Origin of the sequence: Streptomyces sp. NPDC020845 (assembly GCF_044334165.1) — a bacterium.
Lineage (GTDB): Bacteria > Actinomycetota > Actinomycetes > Streptomycetales > Streptomycetaceae > Streptomyces.
On sequence record NZ_JBIRSJ010000026.1, the window covers coordinates 12,556 to 33,285 of the forward strand.

17 protein-coding genes and 6 pseudogenes are annotated in these 20,730 nt (G+C 68.0%); 18 read left to right on the top strand and 5 right to left on the bottom strand.

Features of this window, described 5'->3' with window-relative positions:
* Nucleotides 1-530: 530 nt before the first annotated feature.
* The 8 genes and pseudogenes from ACH4U7_RS47345 to ACH4U7_RS47380 all read left to right on the top strand — a co-directional run bounded on the left by ACH4U7_RS47345 (nt 531) and on the right by ACH4U7_RS47380 (nt 4,000).
* Complete coding sequence (locus ACH4U7_RS47345) at nt 531-836, top strand: hypothetical protein (RefSeq protein ID WP_398533970.1); 306 nt, start codon at nt 531-533, stop codon at nt 834-836.
* Nucleotides 833-1,093 carry a hypothetical protein gene (locus ACH4U7_RS47350; RefSeq protein ID WP_358708048.1) on the top strand — a complete coding sequence of 87 codons (261 nt, stop codon included), beginning with the start codon at nt 833-835 and terminating at the stop codon, nt 1,091-1,093. Before ACH4U7_RS47345 ends, ACH4U7_RS47350 begins: the two co-directional genes overlap by 4 nt.
* A 253-nt stretch (nt 1,094-1,346) precedes the next feature.
* Nucleotides 1,347-1,548, top strand: a pseudogene (locus ACH4U7_RS47355) (DsbA family protein); the annotation flags it as partial.
* Nucleotides 1,549-1,608: 60 nt separating this feature from the next.
* Nucleotides 1,609-1,773 (top strand): 50S ribosomal protein L33, encoded by a 165-nt coding sequence (gene rpmG, locus ACH4U7_RS47360; RefSeq protein ID WP_358708571.1) that lies wholly within the window; start codon nt 1,609-1,611, stop codon nt 1,771-1,773.
* Nucleotides 1,774-1,823: 50 nt separating this feature from the next.
* Complete coding sequence (locus ACH4U7_RS47365; RefSeq protein ID WP_358708569.1) at nt 1,824-2,084, top strand: type B 50S ribosomal protein L31; 261 nt, start codon at nt 1,824-1,826, stop codon at nt 2,082-2,084.
* A gap of 35 nt (nt 2,085-2,119) precedes the next feature.
* On the top strand, nt 2,120-2,242 hold the full coding sequence (gene ykgO / locus ACH4U7_RS47370) for a type B 50S ribosomal protein L36 (RefSeq protein WP_358708567.1): 123 nt from the start codon (nt 2,120-2,122) through the stop codon (nt 2,240-2,242).
* Between the two features lie 263 nt (nt 2,243-2,505).
* Nucleotides 2,506-2,712 carry a hypothetical protein gene (locus tag ACH4U7_RS47375; RefSeq protein WP_358708565.1) on the top strand — a complete coding sequence of 69 codons (207 nt, stop codon included), beginning with the start codon at nt 2,506-2,508 and terminating at the stop codon, nt 2,710-2,712.
* A 189-nt stretch (nt 2,713-2,901) separates the two neighbouring features.
* Nucleotides 2,902-4,000: pseudogene (locus tag ACH4U7_RS47380) on the top strand (integrase core domain-containing protein).
* 306 nt (nt 4,001-4,306) lie between these two features.
* On the opposite strand, the gene ACH4U7_RS47385 reads toward ACH4U7_RS47380, so the two are convergent.
* On the bottom strand, nt 4,307-5,020 hold the full coding sequence (locus ACH4U7_RS47385; protein WP_358708561.1) for a GntR family transcriptional regulator: 714 nt from the start codon (nt 5,018-5,020) through the stop codon (nt 4,307-4,309).
* A 211-nt stretch (nt 5,021-5,231) separates the two neighbouring features.
* On the opposite strand from ACH4U7_RS47385, the gene manD reads away from it, so the two are divergent.
* The 6 genes from manD (at nt 5,232) to ACH4U7_RS47415 (ending at nt 12,357) form a co-directional block, all read left to right on the top strand.
* Complete coding sequence (gene manD / locus ACH4U7_RS47390) at nt 5,232-6,440, top strand: D-mannonate dehydratase ManD (protein ID WP_358708559.1); 1,209 nt, start codon at nt 5,232-5,234, stop codon at nt 6,438-6,440.
* On the top strand, nt 6,437-7,891 hold the full coding sequence (locus tag ACH4U7_RS47395; RefSeq protein WP_358708557.1) for a mannitol dehydrogenase family protein: 1,455 nt from the start codon (nt 6,437-6,439) through the stop codon (nt 7,889-7,891). Before manD ends, ACH4U7_RS47395 begins: the two co-directional genes overlap by 4 nt.
* Before the next feature lie 107 nt (nt 7,892-7,998).
* The gene (locus ACH4U7_RS47400) at nt 7,999-9,393 is read left to right on the top strand and encodes an MFS transporter (protein WP_358708555.1); all 1,395 of its coding nucleotides are present in this window, start codon (nt 7,999-8,001) and stop codon (nt 9,391-9,393) included.
* Nucleotides 9,390-10,490, top strand: coding sequence for an L-idonate 5-dehydrogenase (locus ACH4U7_RS47405; RefSeq protein WP_398533971.1), 1,101 nt, complete (start codon nt 9,390-9,392; stop codon nt 10,488-10,490). The genes ACH4U7_RS47400 and ACH4U7_RS47405 overlap by 4 nt, the downstream gene beginning before the upstream one ends.
* A 129-nt stretch (nt 10,491-10,619) precedes the next feature.
* On the top strand, nt 10,620-11,657 hold the full coding sequence (locus ACH4U7_RS47410; RefSeq protein ID WP_398533972.1) for a sugar kinase: 1,038 nt from the start codon (nt 10,620-10,622) through the stop codon (nt 11,655-11,657).
* Between the two features lie 61 nt (nt 11,658-11,718).
* The gene (locus ACH4U7_RS47415) at nt 11,719-12,357 is read left to right on the top strand and encodes a bifunctional 4-hydroxy-2-oxoglutarate aldolase/2-dehydro-3-deoxy-phosphogluconate aldolase (protein WP_398533973.1); all 639 of its coding nucleotides are present in this window, start codon (nt 11,719-11,721) and stop codon (nt 12,355-12,357) included.
* Between the two features lie 307 nt (nt 12,358-12,664).
* On the opposite strand, the gene ACH4U7_RS47420 is transcribed toward ACH4U7_RS47415, so the two are convergent.
* A complete protein-coding gene (locus tag ACH4U7_RS47420) occupies nt 12,665-12,799 on the bottom strand; it encodes a hypothetical protein (RefSeq protein ID WP_358708547.1) in 135 nt (44 codons plus the stop codon).
* Nucleotides 12,800-12,905: 106 nt separating this feature from the next.
* On the opposite strand from ACH4U7_RS47420, the pseudogene ACH4U7_RS47425 reads away from it, so the two are divergent.
* Nucleotides 12,906-13,274 (top strand): annotated as a pseudogene (locus ACH4U7_RS47425) (integrase); the annotation flags it as partial.
* 32 nt (nt 13,275-13,306) lie between these two features.
* Here ACH4U7_RS47425 and ACH4U7_RS47430 read toward each other — a convergent pair.
* Complete coding sequence (locus ACH4U7_RS47430) at nt 13,307-14,404, bottom strand: integrase core domain-containing protein (RefSeq protein WP_398533974.1); 1,098 nt, start codon at nt 14,402-14,404, stop codon at nt 13,307-13,309.
* A gap of 120 nt (nt 14,405-14,524) precedes the next feature.
* Between ACH4U7_RS47430 and ACH4U7_RS47435 the strand changes: the two are divergent.
* A pseudogene (locus tag ACH4U7_RS47435) lies at nt 14,525-14,695 on the top strand (integrase); the annotation flags it as partial.
* A 30-nt stretch (nt 14,696-14,725) separates the two neighbouring features.
* Nucleotides 14,726-15,301: pseudogene (locus ACH4U7_RS47440) on the top strand (site-specific integrase); the annotation flags it as partial.
* A gap of 158 nt (nt 15,302-15,459) precedes the next feature.
* Here the strand turns inward: ACH4U7_RS47440 and ACH4U7_RS47445 are convergent.
* The gene (locus ACH4U7_RS47445; protein WP_037682913.1) at nt 15,460-15,720 is read right to left on the bottom strand and encodes a MafI family immunity protein; all 261 of its coding nucleotides are present in this window, start codon (nt 15,718-15,720) and stop codon (nt 15,460-15,462) included.
* 13 nt (nt 15,721-15,733) lie between these two features.
* Nucleotides 15,734-19,456: pseudogene (locus tag ACH4U7_RS47450) on the bottom strand (polymorphic toxin-type HINT domain-containing protein); the annotation flags it as partial.
* Nucleotides 19,457-19,572: 116 nt separating this feature from the next.
* On the opposite strand from ACH4U7_RS47450, the gene ACH4U7_RS47455 reads away from it, so the two are divergent.
* On the top strand, nt 19,573-20,679 hold the full coding sequence (locus ACH4U7_RS47455; protein WP_398533975.1) for an integrase core domain-containing protein: 1,107 nt from the start codon (nt 19,573-19,575) through the stop codon (nt 20,677-20,679).
* The last annotated feature ends 51 nt before the right edge of the window (nt 20,680-20,730 follow it).

Sequence of the window (20,730 nt, forward strand, 5' to 3'; positions counted from 1 at the left end):
GAATCGATGGGGTGACGTCGGGGGCCTGCGGTTGACGACGGCGCGTGAGGGCGCGGTACGGCACTGTAGGTCTACCGGATCGGGTGACGGACGAATCGGGCACCGTTGACACGTCTGCGAGTTGGGAGCACGAGGGCTCCCAGAGGGCTCCCACTTGCTCCCAGCCCGGAAACGGTTAAGGCCGCCCCCGCTACCCGCGGAAACGGCCTCCGACCTGCGATGATGCTGGTCGGGACGACAGGATTTGAACCTGCGACCCCTTGACCCCCAGCCCAGCGACCACTCTCCGCAACCATCCGTACCGCACCGTAGCCCTCGGTTCGGATCCGTACCGCGCTCTTGCGCGCTACGGAGAACGCGGCAATCAGTTACTTCTAGATAGCCACAGTTACGCCATGCGACGGCTTGCGGAGCGGAGCCACAGTCTCCCACGGCTGCCGCGCCCCCACGGTATGGTGCGACGAGCAAACCACGTACCGGAGGTCATCGTGAGCGCGCAGCCAGACGGCCCGTATGGACCCCTTATCCCCATGCCTGACCTCACCCCTGACGCACTGCGCGCAGCTGTCGCCCGGATCGCTCCCAGCAGGATCCCTGCACTCACTCAGCACTTGTTCGAGGCGACCACAAACGCACAGCAGACACAGAGCCTCGCACCCCTGCGGGCCTTCGTCCACTCATGGGCCGTATTCGTCGCCATCGAGCGGCATCCGGAACGCGCCGCCCGCCTCCGTGAACTCGAACAGGTCGTCGATATGGCCGAACAGGACCCGACGGCAGCCATCCACGAAATTCAGCAGATCCGCAAGACCGCGGAGGCCGAGGCGGGGCTGTGACCGACTGGACCTGGGAGTACAACCCGAGCGAGGAGCACGTCGCCGACGGACTTGCGCCAGGCGTCGTGGCAGAGGTCGAGCGGCTGGCGACCGAACTTGCCGCGCTTGGAGTCGACGCGGCTAAGGTGGGTAGACCCTTCGACCGAGAAGGCGGACTCCGAGAATTCGACATTCTCGGCGGACGCGGCTTCATCAGCTTCCTCTCAGTACCACGCCACCACTGCATCTATGTCTGCAACATCACCTGGTACGGATGACGTTCCTCTCGTACCAGCGCAGTTGACGAGGCCGCCGAGGGCCCGGGTGGGCAGCATTTCGCGGGTCTGCAGTTCATACGACTGTGCTTGCCAAGAAGGTCATCAGCCCGGATCGGAGCGGGTGCACCGAATCCCGCGGTCGTGGGCGACGATCGCCCGTTCAGACGCTCAAGCGTGGCCGATGGTACACGCGTGATAATGATCGATCGCGCTGCCCCGACTGGCCTTGCGCCGTTCGGAAACTCGTCGCTGGATCGCCGAGGATGTGGAGTCGGCGGACCTCAGCGGCATGGCCGGTACGCCCACCTTCCTTCTTCGTGAACGGGCGCAGGCATCACGGTGCCTACGACATCGGCAGCCTGTCAGCGGCCGTGCGCGCCGCCCGGGAGCGCGCGGCGGTCGGTGTCCGCCGAGACGGCCACCACCGGGAATGTGGCGCCGGGGCGTGTGGTTGAAGGGGACTCCTGACATGACTGAGTCAATCGAGACCCGGTCGGTGGCGAAAGGAGTCCCCCATGGCACGCAGCACCACGCGGCCTGTCGTCAAGCTGAAGTCGACGGCCGGTACCGGAGTCACCTACGTGACCCGCAAGAACCGTGTGAACGACCCCGACCGGCTGGTCCTGCGCAAGTACGACCCGGTGGCCGGCGAGCACGTCTTGTTCCGCGAAGAACGCTGACACCTGCCTCCGTCGTCCGGCGACGGAGGCCCCCAGAGGAGGCACAACCCATGAGATCCGGGATCCACCCCGTCTCCCGCCCCGTTGTCTTCCGCGACCGCGCATCGGGATTCCAGCTGCTCACCCGCTCCACCATCGACACCCAGCAGACGGTCGAGTTGGAGGACGGCGCCACGTATCCGGTCGTCGACGTCGAGATCTCGTCGGCGAGCCACCCGTTCTACACCGGCACCTCGCGGGTCCTGGACACCGCGGGTCGGGTGGAGCGCTTCCAGCGACGCTACGGTCGCACCGCTCCCATTCGCCACTGACGGCCGGACCCGTTCGATCCTGGAAGGAGACCGCGATGAAGGTACGCAAGTCCTTGCGTTCCCTGAAGACCAAGCCCGGCGCCCAGGTGGTGCGCCGCCGTGGCGTGACCTACGTGATCAACAAGAAAGACCCACGCTTCAAGGCCCGCCAGGGCTGACCGCTCACCCGTCGGCACACTCACGGCCCGACAACCGTCTCCCGCAGGGCGGCGAGTTGGCCGCCGCCAACGCAGGCCGCGCTACTCGGTCAGCCGCGCGGTGCGCACGGCGGAGGAGGTACGGCTGCGACTGCTGGCGCCCCAGGCGCCGTACGCGGACGCGGAACCGGTGGCCCCGGACCGGGAGGACGCCTACCTCGCCGTCGTCCACCGGTCGGGCGGCCCCGGCCCCCTGGCGGACGCGCCGCGGGGGGGGTGCGGCGATGAGGTCCGGCTCCCGGGGCACGGCCGGCGCGATCGCTGGCCGGCTCGCCCTCGCCGACTTCCGCGAGCGAGCCCGGTGCCCCGCCTACGCGCTGACCCTGGCGGCCGCGGTCGCCCTCGGCTGGCTGGCCGTACCGGCCGCCGGCGCCCACTGGGTCATTCTCCAGATCGGCGTTCGGCCGGTTCGACCCCGCCCGGGGCGGTGAGCTACTCCAGGGCGTGTCGCGGTGGTGGTGAGCCGCCCCGGGGAACCGACAACAGTTGAATACGAGAGCCCTGCGGGTGCCGGTAAATCGTCCACGCAGGCGAGAGCTTGATCAGAGATCTTCGACTTTGGCCGACGCTCACCCCGGCGTCTTCACCTGCACAAGGCCCCGACGGCATCATGATCTGTCGTGCTGCTGCGTCTGGCCTACCTCGCCGCGACCAACACCCTGGCGTTCCTACGCCTCCTGCCGATGAGCGACAGAGACAAGGACATCGAGATCCTCGTGCTCCGGCACCAACTGCTGGTCCTGCGGCGCCACGTCGGCAAGCCTGCCTTCACCGACAGCGATCGCGCTGTCCTCGCCGGCCTTCTGCACCACCTGCCCAAAGACAGACTGCGGCACCTTCTGCTGCTGGTCCGCCCCGAGACGGTCTTGCGCTGGCATCGGGAGCTGCTCAGGCAGCGCCATGCCGCGACCTGCATGCCCAAGCGGCGTGGACGCCCCAGCACCATCCGCTCGATCCGCGCCCTCGTCCTGCGTCTGGCCAGGGAAAATGCCTCGTGGGGATATCGCCGGATCCACGGCGAACTCGCCGCACTGGGGATCAAGGTCGCCGCCTCCACCGCCTGGGAGATCCTCCACGATCATGGCATCCCACCCGCACCCAAGCGGCAGAGCACCACCTGGGCCGACTTTCTCCGCAGCCAGGCCAAGGCCCTTCTCTCCTGCGATCTCTTCGAAGTCCGCACGCTGACCGGGGCGCGCCTGTACGTCTTCGCCGTCATCGAGCACACCACCCGTCGCATCAGGATCCTCGGTGCCAGCGCACATCCGACCGGGCACTGGATCGTGCAGCTCGGACGCAACCTCCTCATGGACCTCGAAGACGCAGGCAGCAGGGCACGGTTCCTGATCCGCGACCGCGACTCGAAGCTCACAACCGCCTTCGACGCCCTGATGACCGACCTCGGTCTCAAGATCGTCACCACCGGCATTCAGATACCCCGGATGAACTCCCTCATCGAGCGCTGGATAAAGACCTGCCGCACCGAACTCCTGGACCGGACCCTGATCCGGAACCAGAGCCACCTCCTCCACGCACTACGCGAGTACGAATCCTTCCACAACGAACACCGCCCGCACAGAGCCCTGAAACAAGCCGCCCCCTGCCGCCCACTACCCACACCCATCACCCATCACCCAACAAGCCCAACTCACCCACCTGGAAGTCCACAGACGAGACCGACTCGGCGGAACCCTCCACGAATACCAGCACGCCGCGTGAACTGCACGGATGATTTATCGGCACCCGCACCTACGCGAGTTCGAGCAGTTCTACAACAGACACCGACCCCACCAAGGCCGAGACCAACTCGCGCCCAACGACAACCCGAACATCACCCCTCTGCCAGCAGCCAGGATCAATCGCCGACAAGCCGTCGCCAACTTCATCAACGAGTACCACCGAGCCGGCTGAACACAGGAAAAAACCAGCTCACAACCGATGAAGCAATTCTGAAGCGCTACGGTGTCCACACCACGGGGGTCGCCTCAGTCGGACACAGCACGAGGGAGCGCGCCAGGAGCGGGGCTACTCCCAGACCACGACGTTGCGCCGCACCGGCACTCCCGAGGGGTCGGTGGCGAACAGTTCGGGTGAGTGGGTGCGGATGCGCTCGATGTCGCTGAAGACCGCTCGCAGGTGAGTGCGCATGGAGATGCGGGCGAGCGTAGCGTTCCCGCCGACGACCGCGTCGAAGATCTCGTGGTGCTGGGCGATGAAGACGGCAGGGGACACGTTCTCGTGGAGGCCGAGGCGCCGTGCCCGGTCCAGATGCCCCTTGGCCGCGGCGACCGTGGACCAGACGTTTCCATGACCGCTCAACCGCATCAGACCCTGGTGAAAGGCCTCGTCCAGCTCGAAGAACTCCTCGAGGCCGAGGTCCGCGCGCTGCTGGCGTTTCAAGTTGTCCCGCAATTCCTCGATGACCGCAGGGTCGAGCCGCGGGGGCAGATTGTCCAACGAGGCGAGCTCGACAGCCTCCCGAAGGAACTGCGCGTCCGCGACCTGCGCCGGGTCCACCCGGGACACGAATGACCCGATCTTCGGGAAGACCTGCACCAGGCCCTCCTGGGCCAGCATGATCAGGCTCTCCCGCACCGGTGTGCGGCTCACGCCCAGGGACGCCGCGAGTTCGTTCTCCGACAGGGCGGCGCCCGGGGCGAGTTCGAGGGTCAGGACCATATGACGCAGCTGGAGGTAGATAGCGCGCCGACTCGTCCGACGGCGATTCGATTGAGCCATGCGCCCATCGTACGTATCGCTGGAGCGCGCCCGGCGGCGGTCGGTGAGCTGTGGACCGGCTTTGGCCACACGTAAAAACGTGGTGACGAGAGTATTGCCGCGCAGCACGACAGGTGCTTGTATACAAGCACTGCGCGACAGAAACTGCCCGACCGCGTGGCGGACGCTTGGTCGGCAGCCGTGTCCCACTCCGCCGCAAGGAGAGCCCTCCGTGAGCAAGATCGAACGTGTCGACGTATTCGTCGCCTCCCCCGGGCGTACCTTCGTCACGCTGCGCATCACCACCTCGGACGGGGTGACCGGACTCGGTGACGCCACGCTCAACGGCCGTGAGCTGTCCGTGGCGAGCTATCTGCGCGACCACGTGGTCCCGCTCCTGATCGGCAAGGATCCCGCCCGCATCGAGGACATGTGGCAGTACCTGTACAAGGGCGCGTACTGGCGTCGCGGGCCCGTCACCATGACGGCCATCTCCGCCGTCGACACCGCCCTGTGGGACATCAAGGGGAAGACCGCCCAGCTGCCCGTCTACCAGCTCCTCGGCGGCCGGTCCCGTGATGGCGTCCTGGTGTACTCACACGCCAGCGGCGCCGACGTGCCCTCGCTGCTCGACGACGTCGAGCGCTATCTGGAGCTGGGCTACAAGGCGGTGCGGGCGCAGGCCGCGGTGCCCGACGTCGGCGGTACGTACGGGGTCCGCAAGGGCAAGGTCTATGAGCCGGCCGCGACCGATCTGCCCGACGAACAGCCCTGGGACACCGAGGCCTACCTCGGCTTCGCGCCCACCTATCTGGAGGCGGTGCGAGAGCGCTTCGGCTTCGGCTTCCACCTCCTGCACGACGTCCATCACCGGCTGACCCCTCTCGAGGCGGCCCGGTTCGGCAAGAGCGTCGAGGGCTGCCGGCTGTTCTGGATGGAGGACCCGACTCCGGCGGAGAACCAGGAGGCCTTCCGGCTCATCCGCCGACACACCACGACTCCGATCGCGGTCGGCGAGGTGATGAACTCCATCTGGGACGTCCAGCACCTGATCACCGAGCAGCTCATCGACTATGTACGCACCACCGTCGTCCACGCCGGCGGCATCACCCACCTGCGGCGGATCTTCGACCTCGCGGCCCTCTACCAGGTGCGCACCGGCTCCCACGGTGCGACCGACCTCTCCCCCGTCAGCATGGCCGCCGCCGTGCACCTCGACGTGACGGTGCCGAACTTCGGCATCCAGGAGTACATGGGCCACGCCGACGAGACCCATGAGGTGTTCCGCAGCGGCGTCACGTTCGCCGACGGCATGCTCCACCCGTCCGAGGAGCCGGGTCTCGGCGTGGAGTACGACGAGAAGGCGGCCGAGCGCTTCCCCTACCAGCGGCGCTACCTGCCGGTCGCGCGCCGCCTCGACGGCTCGGTGCACGACTGGTGAGCGCCGCCGCCCTCCCCGCGCTGAACCGTGCGGTGCTCTCCCGCCTCGCCCCGGGCCTGCGCCCTGCGGTCGACCCTGCCGAGCTGCGCGCCCGGGTCGTCCACTTCGGCCTCGGTGCCTTCCACCGGGCGCACCAGGCGGTCTACACCGAGAGCGCCGCCGCCCGATCCGGCGAGCCCTGGGGCATCACCGCCGTCGCGCCCCGGTCGGCCTGGACCGTGCGTGTGCTGCGGGATCAGGACTGCCTCTACTCGTGCGCCGAACGCCGACCGGACGGCAGTGTGTCCCGCGTCGTGGGCTCGGTCGTCGGCGCGCTGGCGATGGGGGCGGACGCCGCGGCCGTGGACGCCCTGCTCGCCGACCCCGAGGTGACCGTGGTGACCCTGACCGTCACGGAGAAGGGCTACCACCGCTCGCCGCTGACCGGCGGTCTTGACACCACGGCGGCACCGGTCGCCGCCGACCTCGCGGCGGCCCCCGACGGTCCCCTCGCCACGGTGGTGGGCCGGCTGGCCGCCGGGCTGGCCGCGCGGATGCGAGCTGGCGCGCCGCCGATCAGCGTGGTGTCCTGCGACAACATGGCGGGCAACGGCGCCGCGCTGAGCCGGGTCGTCCGTGACTTCCTCCGGGCCTCCGCCTGGGCGGACCGCGACAGTATCCTGGCCAAAATGGCTGAAAGCGTCGCCTTCCCCGCAACAGTCGTGGACCGGATCGTGCCCGCTTCGAGCGAGGCCGACGAGGCGGCCGCGGCGGCCGCGCTCGGGGTGCACGACATCCTCCCCGTGGCGGGTGAGCCCTACCGGCAGTGGGTGCTGGAGGACTCCTTCGCCGCGCCCCGGCCGCCCTGGGAACGGGACGGCGCCCTGTTCGTCCCCGATGTCGCGCCGTACCAGCTCACCAAGCTACGGCTGCTCAACGGCTCCCACTCGGCGCTGGCCTATCTCGGCCTGGCCGCCGGGTGCGCCACCGTCGCCGACACCATGGCGGCGGACTGGGGCGAGCGCCTGGTCCGGGCGCTGTGCGCGGAGGTCGCCCCCACCCTCCCCGCCGACGGCCCCGATCCGGTCGCGTACGCCGACGACCTCGTCGTACGCTTCCGCAATCCCGCGATGCGCCACCTGCTCCGGCAAATCGGCTCCGACGGCTCTGTGAAGATCGCGGAGCGCTGGCTGCCCGCCCTGCGCGAGCTGCGCGCCCGCGGCGCGGACACCCCGGTGCTGGAGCTCGCCCTCGCCGCCTGGGCGCACGCCACCCGCCACGCCCACGGCACCTTCGCCGACCCTGCGGCCGAGGCGCTCGCCGCCTGCTGGGAACAGTCGCCCCAGCCCTCGGCGACGGTGCGGGCGCTGCTGCGCCTGCTCGGCGCGACGGACCTGGCGGACGACGACGCCCTCGTCGCCGCCATCGCGGACCGGCTGCCCGCTCTCCGCTCGGGCCACGTGGAGATCTGAGCCCGTCCGCCGCCCCGCCCACCGCACAACGCCCCTCCCCCGAACACCGCACATACATCTCCCCTCCCCCGAACACCGCTCACCGTCCCCGAACAACGGAGTTCACCATGCAGGACAGCACCATGACCGAGGAGCAGGCACGCCCCGCGCAACGCACCACGCGCGACCTGGCCAGAGCCGCCGTCTCGGGCTGGCTCGGTACAGCCATGGAGTTCATGGACTTCCAGCTCTACTCGCTGGCCGCCGCGATCGTCTTCAACAAGATCTTCTTCCCGGACGTCAGCCCCGCCATCGGCCTCATCGCCGCCATGGCCACCTACGGCGTCGGCTACGTCGCCCGGCTCGCCGGCGCCATCTTCTTCGGGCGGATGGGCGACCGGATCGGCCGCAAGAAGGTCCTGTACCTCACCATCCTGCTGATGGGCGCCTCCACCACCCTCATCGGTGCCCTGCCCACCTACTCCGCCATCGGCATCGCGGCGCCGATCCTGCTCGTCGCGCTGAGGCTGGTGCAGGGCTTCGGCGCGGGCGCCGAAATCGCCGGAGCCACCGTGCTGCTCGCCGAGTACGCCCCCGCCCGCCGGCGCGGCCTGGTCTCCTCGCTGGTCTCCCTCGGCACCAACTCCGGGACGCTCGCCGCCTCGGGCCTGTGGACCCTCCTGCTCGCCGTGCTCAGCGAGGAGCAGTTGCTCTCCTGGGGCTGGCGGCTGCCCTTCCTGCTGAGCTTCGTGCTGATGCTCTTCGCGTTCTGGCTGCGCCGTGGCCTCAAGGAGAGCCCGGTGTTCGACGAGCGCGCCGACGTGGTGGACGGCGTGGCCCTGCGCCGTGACGAGGTCGAGTCCGCCATCGCCGAGGCCGACGACCACCGGGGCGATGTGCTGGCGGCCGGTGTCCGGCAGCGCAAGGGCAAGGCCTTCTTCCTCGCACTCGGACTGCGCTTCGGCCAGGCGGGTAACTCCGGGCTCGTCCAGACGTTCCTCGTCGGCTACATCGCCACCAATCTCGCCGTCGGCAAGGCCGTCCCCACTGACGCGATCATGTACGGCTCGCTGCTGGGCTTCGCCACCGTGCCGCTGATCGGCCTGCTCGGCGACCGCTTCGGACGCCGGGTGCTCTACCTCACGCTCACGGTGCTGACCATGGCGGCGGCCTTCCCGGCGATGCTCCTCATCACCTCAGGCTCCACCCCGGGCGTTCTGATCGGCATGGTGCTCGCCCTGAACATCGGCGTCCTCGGGCTGTTCTCGCTGGAGAGCGTGACGATGGCCGAACTCTTCGGCGCCCGCGCCCGGTTCACCCAGCTCGCACTCGCCAAGGAGATCGGCGGCATCCTCGCCACCGCGATCGGCCCGGTCCTGGCGGCCACGCTCACGGCCGTCACCGGCAGCTGGTGGCCGATCGCGGCGATGCTTGTCGTCTACTCACTCATCACCTTCGTCAGCGCGCTTCTCGCGCCCGAGACACGCGGACGCGACCTGGTCCGGCTGGAGGACGCCGTATGAGCGCGGTCACGGGCGTGCGCCGTGTGAGCGATGCGGTCACGGAAAACCTCGTAGAAGAAGAGCGTATGAGGGCGGTCGTGGTGCACGGCCCCGGCGACGTGCGCGTCGACGAACGGGCCCGGCCGGTGCCGGGCCCCGGCGAGGTCCTCCTGGCCCTGGAGTGGGGCGGGATCTGCGGATCCGACATCGCCTACTGGAAGAAGGGGGCGTCCGGTACGGCCTCGCTCACGCACCCGCTGGTGCTCGGGCACGAGGTCGCGGGCCGGATCGCCGCGCTCGGCCCCGGGGTCACCGGCCTCAGCGAAGGGCAGCCGGTCACCGTCCACCCGGCCCAGCTCGTCGGCGACGGCGTACTGCCGCAGCGGATCGCCGGACGCACCAACCTCTACCCGAGTGTCCGCTACTTCGGCTCAGCCGCCTTCGACCCCCACACCGACGGCGGGTTCAGCGAGTACCGGGCGGTCCGCGCGGACCAGATCCGGCCGCTGCCGGACGGCGTAGGCACCGAACAGGGCGCCCTGGCCGAGCCGTTGGCGGTCGCCCTGCACGCCGTCGGCCGGGTCCAGGGCCTGCGCGGCCGGACCGTCCTGGTCAACGGGGCGGGACCGATCGGCTCCCTGGTCGTCGCCGCGGCCCGGCACCACGAGGCGGGCACGGTGATCGCCGCCGACCTGGCGGCGTCCTCCCTCGCGGTCGCCCGCGCCATGGGCGCCGACGAGACTCGCGACCTCTCGCACGGCGACGGCCTGCCACAGGACGTGGACATCGTCTTCGAGGCATCCGGCGCTCCGGCCGCGCTCGGCCCGGTACTGCGCGCCGCCGCCCGCGGCGGGACCGTCGTCCAGGTGGGCAACCTGCCCGGTACGCCCGCCCTGGCGGTCCTCGGGGATCTGGTGACCCGCGAGATCACCTGGATCGGCTCCTACCGCTTCGTCGACGAGATCGACGACGCCCTGCGCGCCCTGCGGGACGGCCTGGACGTGACTCCGCTGATCACCCACCGCTTCCCGCTGGAACGAGCCGAGGAGGCACTGGCCCTCGCCGCCGACCCGCAAAGCGGCAGTAGCAAGGTCATGCTGCGCCTGGCCGACGCATGAGGCCCGGCGCGCCGCTCCCCCCGCCCCGAACGTCACCCCTTCGTCCCAGGGCGTCCACGTCACCGCCGTCGCCGCCGTCATCGTCGTCGCGTACGTACGCCCTCATCCACCGTCCGCTAGGAGATCCCCGTGCCCCTGCTGACCTCGCCCCGTGCCGCTGACAGTCGGCGGCTGGCGGCCGACGTCGTGTGCGTCGGCGAGACGATGGCCGTCCTCAGCCCGTCGGACACCCGCCCGCTCGCCGAACAGTCCACCCTCAGAATGGCCATCGGCGGCGCCGAGTCCAACGTGGCATGCGGGCTGGCCGGTCTCGGACACCGCGCCGCCTGGGTCAGCCGCGTGGGCGACGACCCGTTCGGGCGCCGTATCCTGACCGAACTCACCGCGCGCGGCGTCGATGTGAGCGGCGTCGAGACCGACCCGGACCGGCCGACCGGGATCTATTTCAAGGACCCGGGCACGGACCGTACCCGTACGCATTACTACCGCGGCGGATCGGCCGCCACCGGGATGGGCCCGGATCTGGCGCGGCTGCCCGCACTGCGCCGCGCCCGCCTGGTGCACCTCTCGGGCGTGGCCGCGGCACTCTCCGACAGCTGCGCCCGGCTGCTGGAGGCGATCCTCGTCGACCGGGTCGCCGGCGAGAAGGCCCCTGGCGACGATGGGTCCACCGGCGGACCTATCGTCTCCTTCGACATCAACCACCGTCCCGCGCTCTGGCGCGGCGGTGCCGCGGAGGCAGCGCGGAGTCTGCTGGCCCTTGCCCGCGCCGCCGACCTGGTGTTCGTCGGCCGAGACGAGGCCGAGGCCCTGTGGGGCACCACCCGCCCGGACGACATCGCGGAACTGCTCGCGCCCGTGCCGGTCGTGGTCGTCAAGGACGCCGAGCACGGGGCGACCTCCTACGCCGACGACACCGGGACGTTCGTTCCGGCAATGCCCACCAAGGTGGTCGAACCGGTCGGCGCGGGCGACGCGTTCGCGGCCGGTTATCTGGCCGGTGTACTGGAGAGCCGCGACGAACGGTCCCGGCTGCGCCTCGGCCACCTGACCGCCGCCGCCGCGCTGCGCACCAGGGACGACGTGCCCGCCATTCCAGCGCGCACGGAAACCGACCGCCTGCTCGCCCTGAACGACAACACCTGGGCCGCCGCCGCACCGCGCTGAGCGAACCCGCCGCCTCAGGCACAACCGCCGCGCCGCGGCCACCGAAGGAGAACCCCCGACCATGACCGCCGACTTCCTCGCCCAACTGTCCAAGGACCGCGTGATCGCCGTCATCCGCGCACCGAACATCCCGGACGCCGCCGCGCTGTGCGCGGCTCTGCGCGCGGGCGGCATCCACTGGATCGAGTTCACCCGCACCACCCCCCACCTCGCGGCACACCTGAGACGCGCGGTGGCCGACAGCCAGGACGGCGTCGGTGCGGGCACCGTACTGACTGCCCAACAGGCCGAGGAACTGATTGACGCCGGGGCCCAGTACCTGGTCACCCCCGGCTGCCGCCCAGATGTCGCCAAGGCGGCGGCAGCGGCCGGCGTGTCGGTCATCATGGGCTCCCTCACCCCGACTGAGGTCGGGATGGCGCTCGATCTCGGCGCGGACGCCGTGAAGATCTTCCCCGCGCGCGCCGTCGGTCCCCAGTACTTCCGCGACCTGGCCGGCCCCTTCCCGGACGTACCGCTGGTGGCCTCAGGCGGCATCACCGCGGACAACGCCGCCGGTTTTCTCACAGCCGGAGCACATGCGGTGTGCGCAGGTTCCAACGTCGTGCCACCCGCCGCGGTGGCCGCCGGCGACTGGCCAGAAATCACCAGACGCGCCCGGGATTTCACCGACTCGCTGCGCGCCGCGCCGCACGCCTGACCGGCTGGGCCTCCCGGTGGCGGTACGACCCGCACCGAGGCGGCGGAGCGCACCGACGCGGAGCGCTGCGCCTGGTCGTCTGTCCCGACTTGCCGCGGAAGGCCGCGCACGCCGCCTGGGTCCCTCACCTTCGACAGCAGTCGAACCTCCTTGGGGACCCTGGCCGCCAGCCCCCCTCGGAAACGCGGCCCGACAACCTGCGTTCCGCGTAATTCGTGGCGGTTAGAGCATTGAAAGGCGCTCTGAGCTGGGGAAACGCGTATGGGCACGCCTGTGGGGCGTGTCTCTAGGCGCGCGGGTGAGGCGGTCAGGGGGGCGGCGGGGTGAGCTCGATGATCTGCTTGGGTGGGGTGACGCCGCGCTTGGCGAACAGGTCGCGCTGGGGTTTGCTGAGTTCGGTGCGCTGACGGAAGACGCCGGTGGGGCCGGTGAAGGTGCCCACGTGGACGCGGTCGAGTTGGCGGCGGATCTTGTGCCGTTCGGAAACTCATCGCTGCTACTCGGAGCGGGTCTGGCGTTCCATCACGGTCTGCTGGAACCCTGTCCGGGTGATCGTCTCTCTGGTGTACCAGGTGGCTCGGAAGCTGCTCGCGTTCCCAGCGTTACTGTTGCGTCGGGACGCGGCCAAGGATGCGGAACTGCTTGTGCTGCGACACGAGAACGCGGTGCTGCGCAGGCAGCTCACGAGGCCTGTGCGGTACGAGCCGGCGGATCGGCTGTGGTTCGCGGCGCTGTCGTCGCTGATCCCCCGGTACCGGTAGGCGAACGCGTTCCCGGTGACGCCCGCGACACTGCTCGCATGGCACCGCAGGCTGATCGCTCGGAAGTGGGACTACAGCAAGCGCCGGGCCAGGCCCAGGAGACCGCCGACCGCACGTGTGGTGAAGGCGCTGGTGCTGCGGCTGGCCAAGGAGAACCTTGCGCTTGCCGAATACCTCGTCCGTGCAGGTCACGCGGCATGTCTGTATTCGTGGAGGATGCCGCCAAGGCGGTCGTGGCGTCGTATGTCGAGGTGGCTTAGCTTGTCCGGATCGTCGATTGGTGTGGGCAGTGGGTGTAGCGGTCGGGCGTTCGCGATGCCCTGATGCGGTCGATGGGAGTTGTAGAACTCCTCGAACTCCCGTAGGGCGTGGAGGAGGTGGCGCTGGTTCCAGATCAAGGTCCGGTCCAGGAGCTCGTGTCTGCAGGTCTGCACCCACCTTTCCATGATCGAGTTCATTCTCGGCATCTGAATGCCGGTGAGGGCGACCTTGATCCCCGTGCCCTTGAGGACAGCGTCGAACAGGACAGGGAACTTCCCGTCCCTGTCTCTGATCATGAATCGTGCCCGGCAGCCGACGTCCTCGAGGTCCATGACCAGGTTCTTCGCCGCCTGTATGACCCAGGATGCGGTCGGGTGTGCGGTGGCGCCAAGGATCCGGATGCGGCGACTGCTGTGTTCGATCACCACGAGTACGTACATCCGCGCGCCGGACAAGGTGACCGCCTCAAAGAAGTCACAGGCCAGGAGGGCGTCGGCTTGGGAGCGCAGGAAGCTGGCCCACGTGCTGGAGCTCCGGCCGGGCGCCGGATCGACGCCGGATTCCTTGAGGATCTTCCAGACGGTCGACGCGGCCACCTTCACTCCCAGCACAAGCAGTTCGCCGTGCAGACGCCTGTAGCCCCAGTTCGGATTCTCTCTCGCCAGGCGCAGCACCAGAATCCGGACGGAGCGCACGGTACGAGGCCGACCGGGTCGCTTGGGACGCGATAAGGCGGCATGCCGGCGCCTGGCGAGGTCGCGATGCCAGCGCACCACCGTGTCAGGACGCACGAGCAGCCGCACACGCCGCAGAACCGGCAACGGCAGCCGGTGCAGCAGCGCCGCCAGGAACGCCCGATCGCTCGGCGTGAACCGTACTCGATCACCACCGAGTTGGCGCTCGAGCACTGTGACCTGATGGCGGAGGGCCAGGATCTCCGCATCCTTGTCCCGGTCGCTCATCGGCAGCAGACGCAGCAGCGCAAACGCGTTGGTCACTCCCAGGTAGGCCAGTCGCAGCAGCACGGTCGATCATCATGACGCGTGAACCACCGACTACGCGAGAGCGCCGACTCGAGCGACGAGGCCGACCACCGCCAGCCCGGGTGCAGGCTTCCGACCAGGACGGATGACATTCTCGGCAAGCGCAAGGTCCTCGACGCCTATGCCCGGCACTACAACGGTCATCACCCGCACCAGGCTCAAGGTCAGCTCCCTCCGCTCGCCCGAGAGCACATGACTGCTCCGATCGCTCACCGGATCCTGCGCACCCGAGTGTTGGGGGGCGTGATCAACGAGTACAGATATGCGGCGTGAGCTGCAGCGATGAGTTTCCGAACGGCACACGAACTCCTCGGCCTGCGCTGGGAAGACCTCGACCTGGCCGGCGGAACCGCCAGCATCCGACGCACCCTCCAACGCACCAACTCCGGCGGCCTGACCACCCTCCCGACCAAGACCAAGAGCTCGGAACGACGCATCGCCCTGCCGACGCCATGTCTGCGCTCCCTCACACAGCACCGCGACCGACAGCGCAAGGAACGTGAGGCAGCGAGGACAGGCTGGAAGGACAGCGGCTACGTCTTCACCAGTCCCGACGGCGCACCGATCGAAGGGTCCACCCTCACCCGGAACTTCAACACCCTGCTCCGCCGAGCCGGGCTCCGCCGCATCCGGTTCCACGACCTCCGACACTCGGCGGCCACCCTCCTCCTGGAGCAAGGAGTAGAACTGGTCGTGATCAAGGAGCTGTTGGGCCACGCCCACATCGGTGTCACCGCCACCGTTTACGCCCACGTCCGACTCCGCCTGCAACGCGACGCTATCGACCTTCTCGGCCGCGCCCTCCGCAACCCCGCCGAGACAACCTGCAAGCACGACGACGGCGACGAGCCACCCCTCGTCGGATCCTCCGTCCGCTGACGTTGCCGTCAACTACTGCCGTCAAGACGCGCTGAGACCCCGCCAAGCACATGTTGACGGGGTCTCAGATTTGCAACTGCGATTCGGGGAGCCGATCCGCGCTACCGATTCAACATCGAGGCGCCAGATCCACCAGCGCCGTCCGGAATTCGAAGAATCTATTCCTCGATAAGCTCATCGAGCTTATCTGCCGATTTCGGAGTTCCCAATTCTTGAGCGGTAGACACGAGGCGCTCATAGTAGGCCGAGGAGATCGGAAGAGAATCCTCGTAGATCCATGAGCACATCGTATCGAATGCCAACTCCTCTTCACCCACGCTCATCAGGTGGCGAACGTCGGCAATAACCTCTTCCGAAGTCAGAGGAGATTCCTCAAGGAGTTGCGAGACGAGAGCCCGCACGTACTGATACCGCTCCATATGCCACACTCCTTCACTTCGGGAAAGCCGTGAGAACTCTACCGGTTAGGGGCTCATAGCGAACCTCGATGCTTACCCCTCGCACCTCTCCAGTGATTGCCTGAACGGCAGGATCGCCCTTCCTCGTCCGGAGAGTTTTCTCAGCATAATTAGCTGAACCGGTTTTCCAGACACGCGTACTGTTTGGGCTCGTGGCGACATCTGCCACGGCGTCCAGGATGTCATCATCGCTCCACCCCTTTGGAAAGACTGTCTTTCCAGGCAGTCCCGGATAAGCATGTCCGTCGAGGATGTGCTGGGCATCGTCACCAAGCAACTCTCGCCCAATCCCGCCACAGTTGCTGTTGTGAACGAGGACCGGAGTCTCACCTGCGAGTACATAGTACGTGTGGATGCTGTCGACGGTGAGGTCGTAGGTGCGTTGTTGCTTGGTGAAGTGGCGTACGGCGGTGACGGTGACCGTGGCGCCGGTGTTCGTGCGGAGCTTCATCCCGGCGGTCAGGTCGCCGGCGTCTGCCCAGCGGTTGTCACTGGTTACCCAGAAGGGGTGGGTGTCGGTGGCGATGATGGATGCGGGGCCAGCGTCCGTGTTGATCGTGAGGTCAGTGAATTCTTTGTCGTCTTTGGTAACGATGGTAGCGACGACGGGACGTGCGGTGGTTTTTCCTGTTTGAGGGTCGGTGGCGAGTACTTCGTCGCCGACCTTGGCGTCCTCGATGGGCTTATTTCCCCCATCGGCGAGTTCAACCTCTGTTCCCGCGGTGAAACTGTGGCATCTTCGAGCTGCTTCTTCGACCGCGTCTGCCGCGTCATCAGCCTCCTTCTCCGCCTTACGCCCCTTCTTGAAGAACTTCAGCCCCTTGAATGCCTTACCAGGGGTGGGAAGGTCGGTTGCCGCCCAGAAACAGCCCGAAAGTTCAAAGTCACCGCACTTCTCCCACTCGCCCAGGTCCGGGACGAAGAGATCCTTAGCCATTTCCGCCACGCCCGAGAAGAACCCCAGCATCCCCGTATTGACCTTCGAGTCCTTGTAGGGACCGGGTTTCGGCGGGGGTCCTGCGCTGGGCCTGGGGATCGGGGTGGATGAGGAAGTGGACGCGGTGCCTTTGTGGCCACCGTTACCACCGCCGCCTGCGCCGCCGTGCCCCCGGCTGGGGTGCCCACCGCCTCGGTGTCCGCCGCCTCCCTTGCCGTTTCCGCCCCCCTTGGGTCCTAATGGACCTCTCCCCTGGCACGCCTCTTCGGGGCACGTGCCCGTGGGGTCGCTCATCGTGACGGGTGTGTTGTTTGCGTAGGTGTATCCGTTGATCTGCTGGGGGTCGGCCAGGTCCAGGACCGGGTCGACTGAGATGAAGCGGCCGATGTTCGGGTCGTATTCTCGGGCGCCGATGTGGGTGAGGCCGGTGGTGGTGTCGGCAGGTTTGCCGAGGAAGGCTTTGTCGTCGGGCCAGGCTTGTGGTTTCTCGCCGCGTGGGGCGCCGAAGGGGGTGGTGTAGCGCTTGGTGATGGCGTAGGTGGTGGCGTCCAGGGCGATGCTGGAGGTGCCGTGGTGGTCGGCGGCCAGGAAGGACAGTTTGGTGCCGGTGGTCGCGGTGCTGGCGGTGCGGACGGCGATGGTCTGGCCGTTGGCTGTGTAGTAGCGGGTGCCGGACAGGGTTTTGGTGCCGCCCTTGACGGTGAGGCGTACTTCGGTGGCGCCGAGGTAGAGGACGGTGTCGCCGTCGGTGGTGGTGGCGCGGCGGATGAGGAGTTCGCCGTCGGCGTCGTAGAGGTAGCCGGTGGCGGTGGCGGGTTTGCTGCCGGCCGCGGGTTCGGTGGAGGTGGCGAGCTTGCCTTCGGGGTTCCAGGTCAGGGTCTGGGTGGTCTGGGTGCCGGGGCGGCCGGTGGTGTTGCCGGTGTTGTCGTAGGTGTAGGTGCGGGGTGTGCCGCCGTTGGTTTCGGTTTTGGTGAGCGGGTGGGGCTGGCCGGTCTGGGTGCCGTAGGTGTACTTGGTGGTGGTGTCGCCGGCTGTGGTGTGTTCGGTCTGTTCGCTGCGCTGGCCGGCGGTGTTGTAGTGGTAGCCGGTCCAGTAGGGGGCGGCGCCGGCGAGGTTGGCGGTGGTGCGGCCGGTGGTGGCGCAGTTGGCGGTGGCCGGGGTCCAGGCTTCGGTCAGGCGGCGGTAGCCGTCGTAGGTGAAGCATTGGTAGTCGGCCTTGCCGGTGCCGCCGAGTGTCGTGCTGTCGAAGATGGAGGTGACGTTGCCCGCGTCGTCCTGGGTGAATTTCAGCTCCTGCGGCATGTAGCCGTGGACGTCGTCGGTGACGTAGGAGCGGGTCAGGCGGCGGGTGCCGGGCTCGTAGTCGTAGTTGAGGTAGGCCTTCTTCGCCGAGCTGGTCCCGGACATGCCCACGGTCAGCTGCAGCAGGTCACCTTGCGGAGAGAAGCTGGCGCCTTGGAGGTATCCCGTGGTGCCGACGGAGGTCAGCTGCTGGCCGGTGGCGTTGTAGGTGTAGGCAACGGTCTCGGCGGCGAGCCCGCCAACAGCCGGCTCGCTGGACTGACTGACGCTTCCATCGACCCGGTAGCCGGTGGAGAAGGCCAGGGTCTTGGGTACTCCCGCTTTGACCAGGGGGTCCTCGTCGGGAAGCCTGAGTTCGCTGCTCATGACCTGATAGAGGCCGTTATAGGCGGTCACTTTCCGCGTGTACGCCTTGCCGGCCAGGCCACCGTCATAGCGGACGGCGGTGTCCTGCTGTCCCTTGGCGAGGGTGTCGAAGGTCCAGGCGGTGAGCTTGTTGGCATCTGTCTTGGTGCCATTCCACATGCCCGTCTTGCGGCCGAGTTCGTCGTAGTCGTAGACGAGGGTCTGGTTCTCGGCGTTGGTGGTGCTGGTGACCTGGTCGAGGACGTTGTAGAAGGTTTTGGCCTTGCCCTTGTCCGGGTCGTCTGCCAGGACCTGCCGCCCGGCCAGGTCATAGGAGTAGGACCAGGTGGCTTTGTCCGGTCCGGTGATGGTCTTCTGGAGGCCGCCGGGGGTGTAGGTGAAGTCGGTGGTGGTGAATTCGGTGCCGGTCGGCTTGGGGCCGGCGTATGCGCGGCGCTCGGTGGTCTGCCCGCGGACATCGGTGACCTCGGCGACGCCTTGGCCGCCGGCGGGGGCGCTGGTGGCGACGGTGTCGCCGGTGTATGTGGTCTCGGTGGTCCAGCGGGTGACACCGTAGTTCTTGGTGACTGCCTTGATAGCCCGGCTGGCGCCGTCGTAGGTGGTGTCGGTCTGGACGGGGGCCTGGCTGCCCTCGGTCTGCACCGGTGTGCCGGATGGGGACGCGGTCTCGTCCCAGATATCCGCCTGAGAGCTGGCCGCCAGTCCCCGGTCGTCATACAGGGTCAGGCCGATCAGCCGGCCGCCGACCGGTGTGGGTGACTGGACCTGGCGGGTGCGCAGGAGCGAGTCGTAGATCTCGTAGGTGGTGTTGTACCCGGAGCTGTCGCCCTTGAGTGTGCTGGTGGAGATCCAGGGCAGCGACGTGCTGTTGAAGTGGTAGGCGTAAGCCAGGCTGGGGTTTTTGAACAGAACCTTCAGATGATTCGGCAGCCATACGTTGGTGACCCGGCCGAGCGCGTCGTACTCGCTTTCGGTGATCTTGTCGTTTGGGTCGGTGACCTTGAGTGCGGCTCCGGTGGCGAAGTCGAGGTCTGTGGTGGTCTTGAAACTCTTGGCGTCAGCCACTGTAGTCGACGTCAAGGGTGCCCTTGCCGGAATTCTCATCCGCCCTGGTGGGGACCGCTTCTTCGGGTTCCCGAAATCTTGGCCGCGGTCGCTCGGTCCGACGCTCTGGCGCAGCTGCTGTCAGCGCCTCATGATGATCGATCGTGCTGCTGCGACTGGCTTACCTGGGTGTGTCGAACGCGTTCGCGATGCTTCGCCTGCTGCCGATGACCGACCGGGACAAGGACGCGGAGATCCTCGCCCTGCGCCACCAGATCACCGTGCTGGAACGCCAACTCGGCAAGGACAAGGTCCGGTTCACGCCCAGCGATCGGGCGTACCTGGCAGCGCTGCTGCACCGGCTGCCCCTGCACGTCCTGCGACGGTTACGGCTGCTCGTACGCCCCGACACGGTGCTGCGTTGGCACCGCAGCCTCGTCGCGCGCCGCCATGCCGCCGCCTGCAGGCCCAAGCGCCCGGGACGGCCGCGCACGGTGCGCTCGATCCGCGTCCTGGTGCTGCGGCTGGCGAAGGAGAACCCGAGCTGGGGGTACAGGCGTCTGCACGGCGAGCTGCTTGTGCTGGGGGTGAAGGTGGGCGCGTCCACTGTCTGGGAGATCTTGAAGGAGGCCGGCATCGCCCCAGCACCCGAGCGGACCTCCAGTACCTGGGCCACCTTCCTTCGCGCACAGGCTGATGCCCTGCTGGCCTGTGACTTCATGGAAACAGTCACGCTGTCGGGCGTACGGATGTACGTGCTCGTGGTGATCGAACACGGCAGTCGCCGGATCCGCGTCCTGGGCGCCACCGCGCATCCGAGCGCATCCTGGGTAGCGCAAGCCGCGAAAAACCTCGTCATGGACCTCGAAGACCTCGGCCGCCGCGCACGGTTCATGATCGGGGACCGGGACGGGAAGTTCCCCGCCCTCTTCGATGCCGTCCTCAAGGACGCGGGGATCGACGTCGTCCTCAGCGGCATCCAGATGCCACGAATGAACTCGATCACGGAGCGCTGGATACAGACCTGTCGCCGCGAGCTCCTGGACCGGACATTGATCTGGAACCAGCGACACCTACTCCACACCTTGCACGAGTTCGAGCAGTTCTACAACGGACACCGACCACACCGACCACACCAAGGCATCGCGAACGCCAGGCCACTGCACCCATTGCCCCCGCCGATCGACAATCCCGACGCGTTAGCCCGCCTCGAGATACGCCGACACGATCGCCTCGGCGGCATCCTCCACGAATACCGACATGCAGCGTGACCTGCACGGATGAGATTTCCGGCAAGGGCACGACCCTGGTGGTCATTCGGG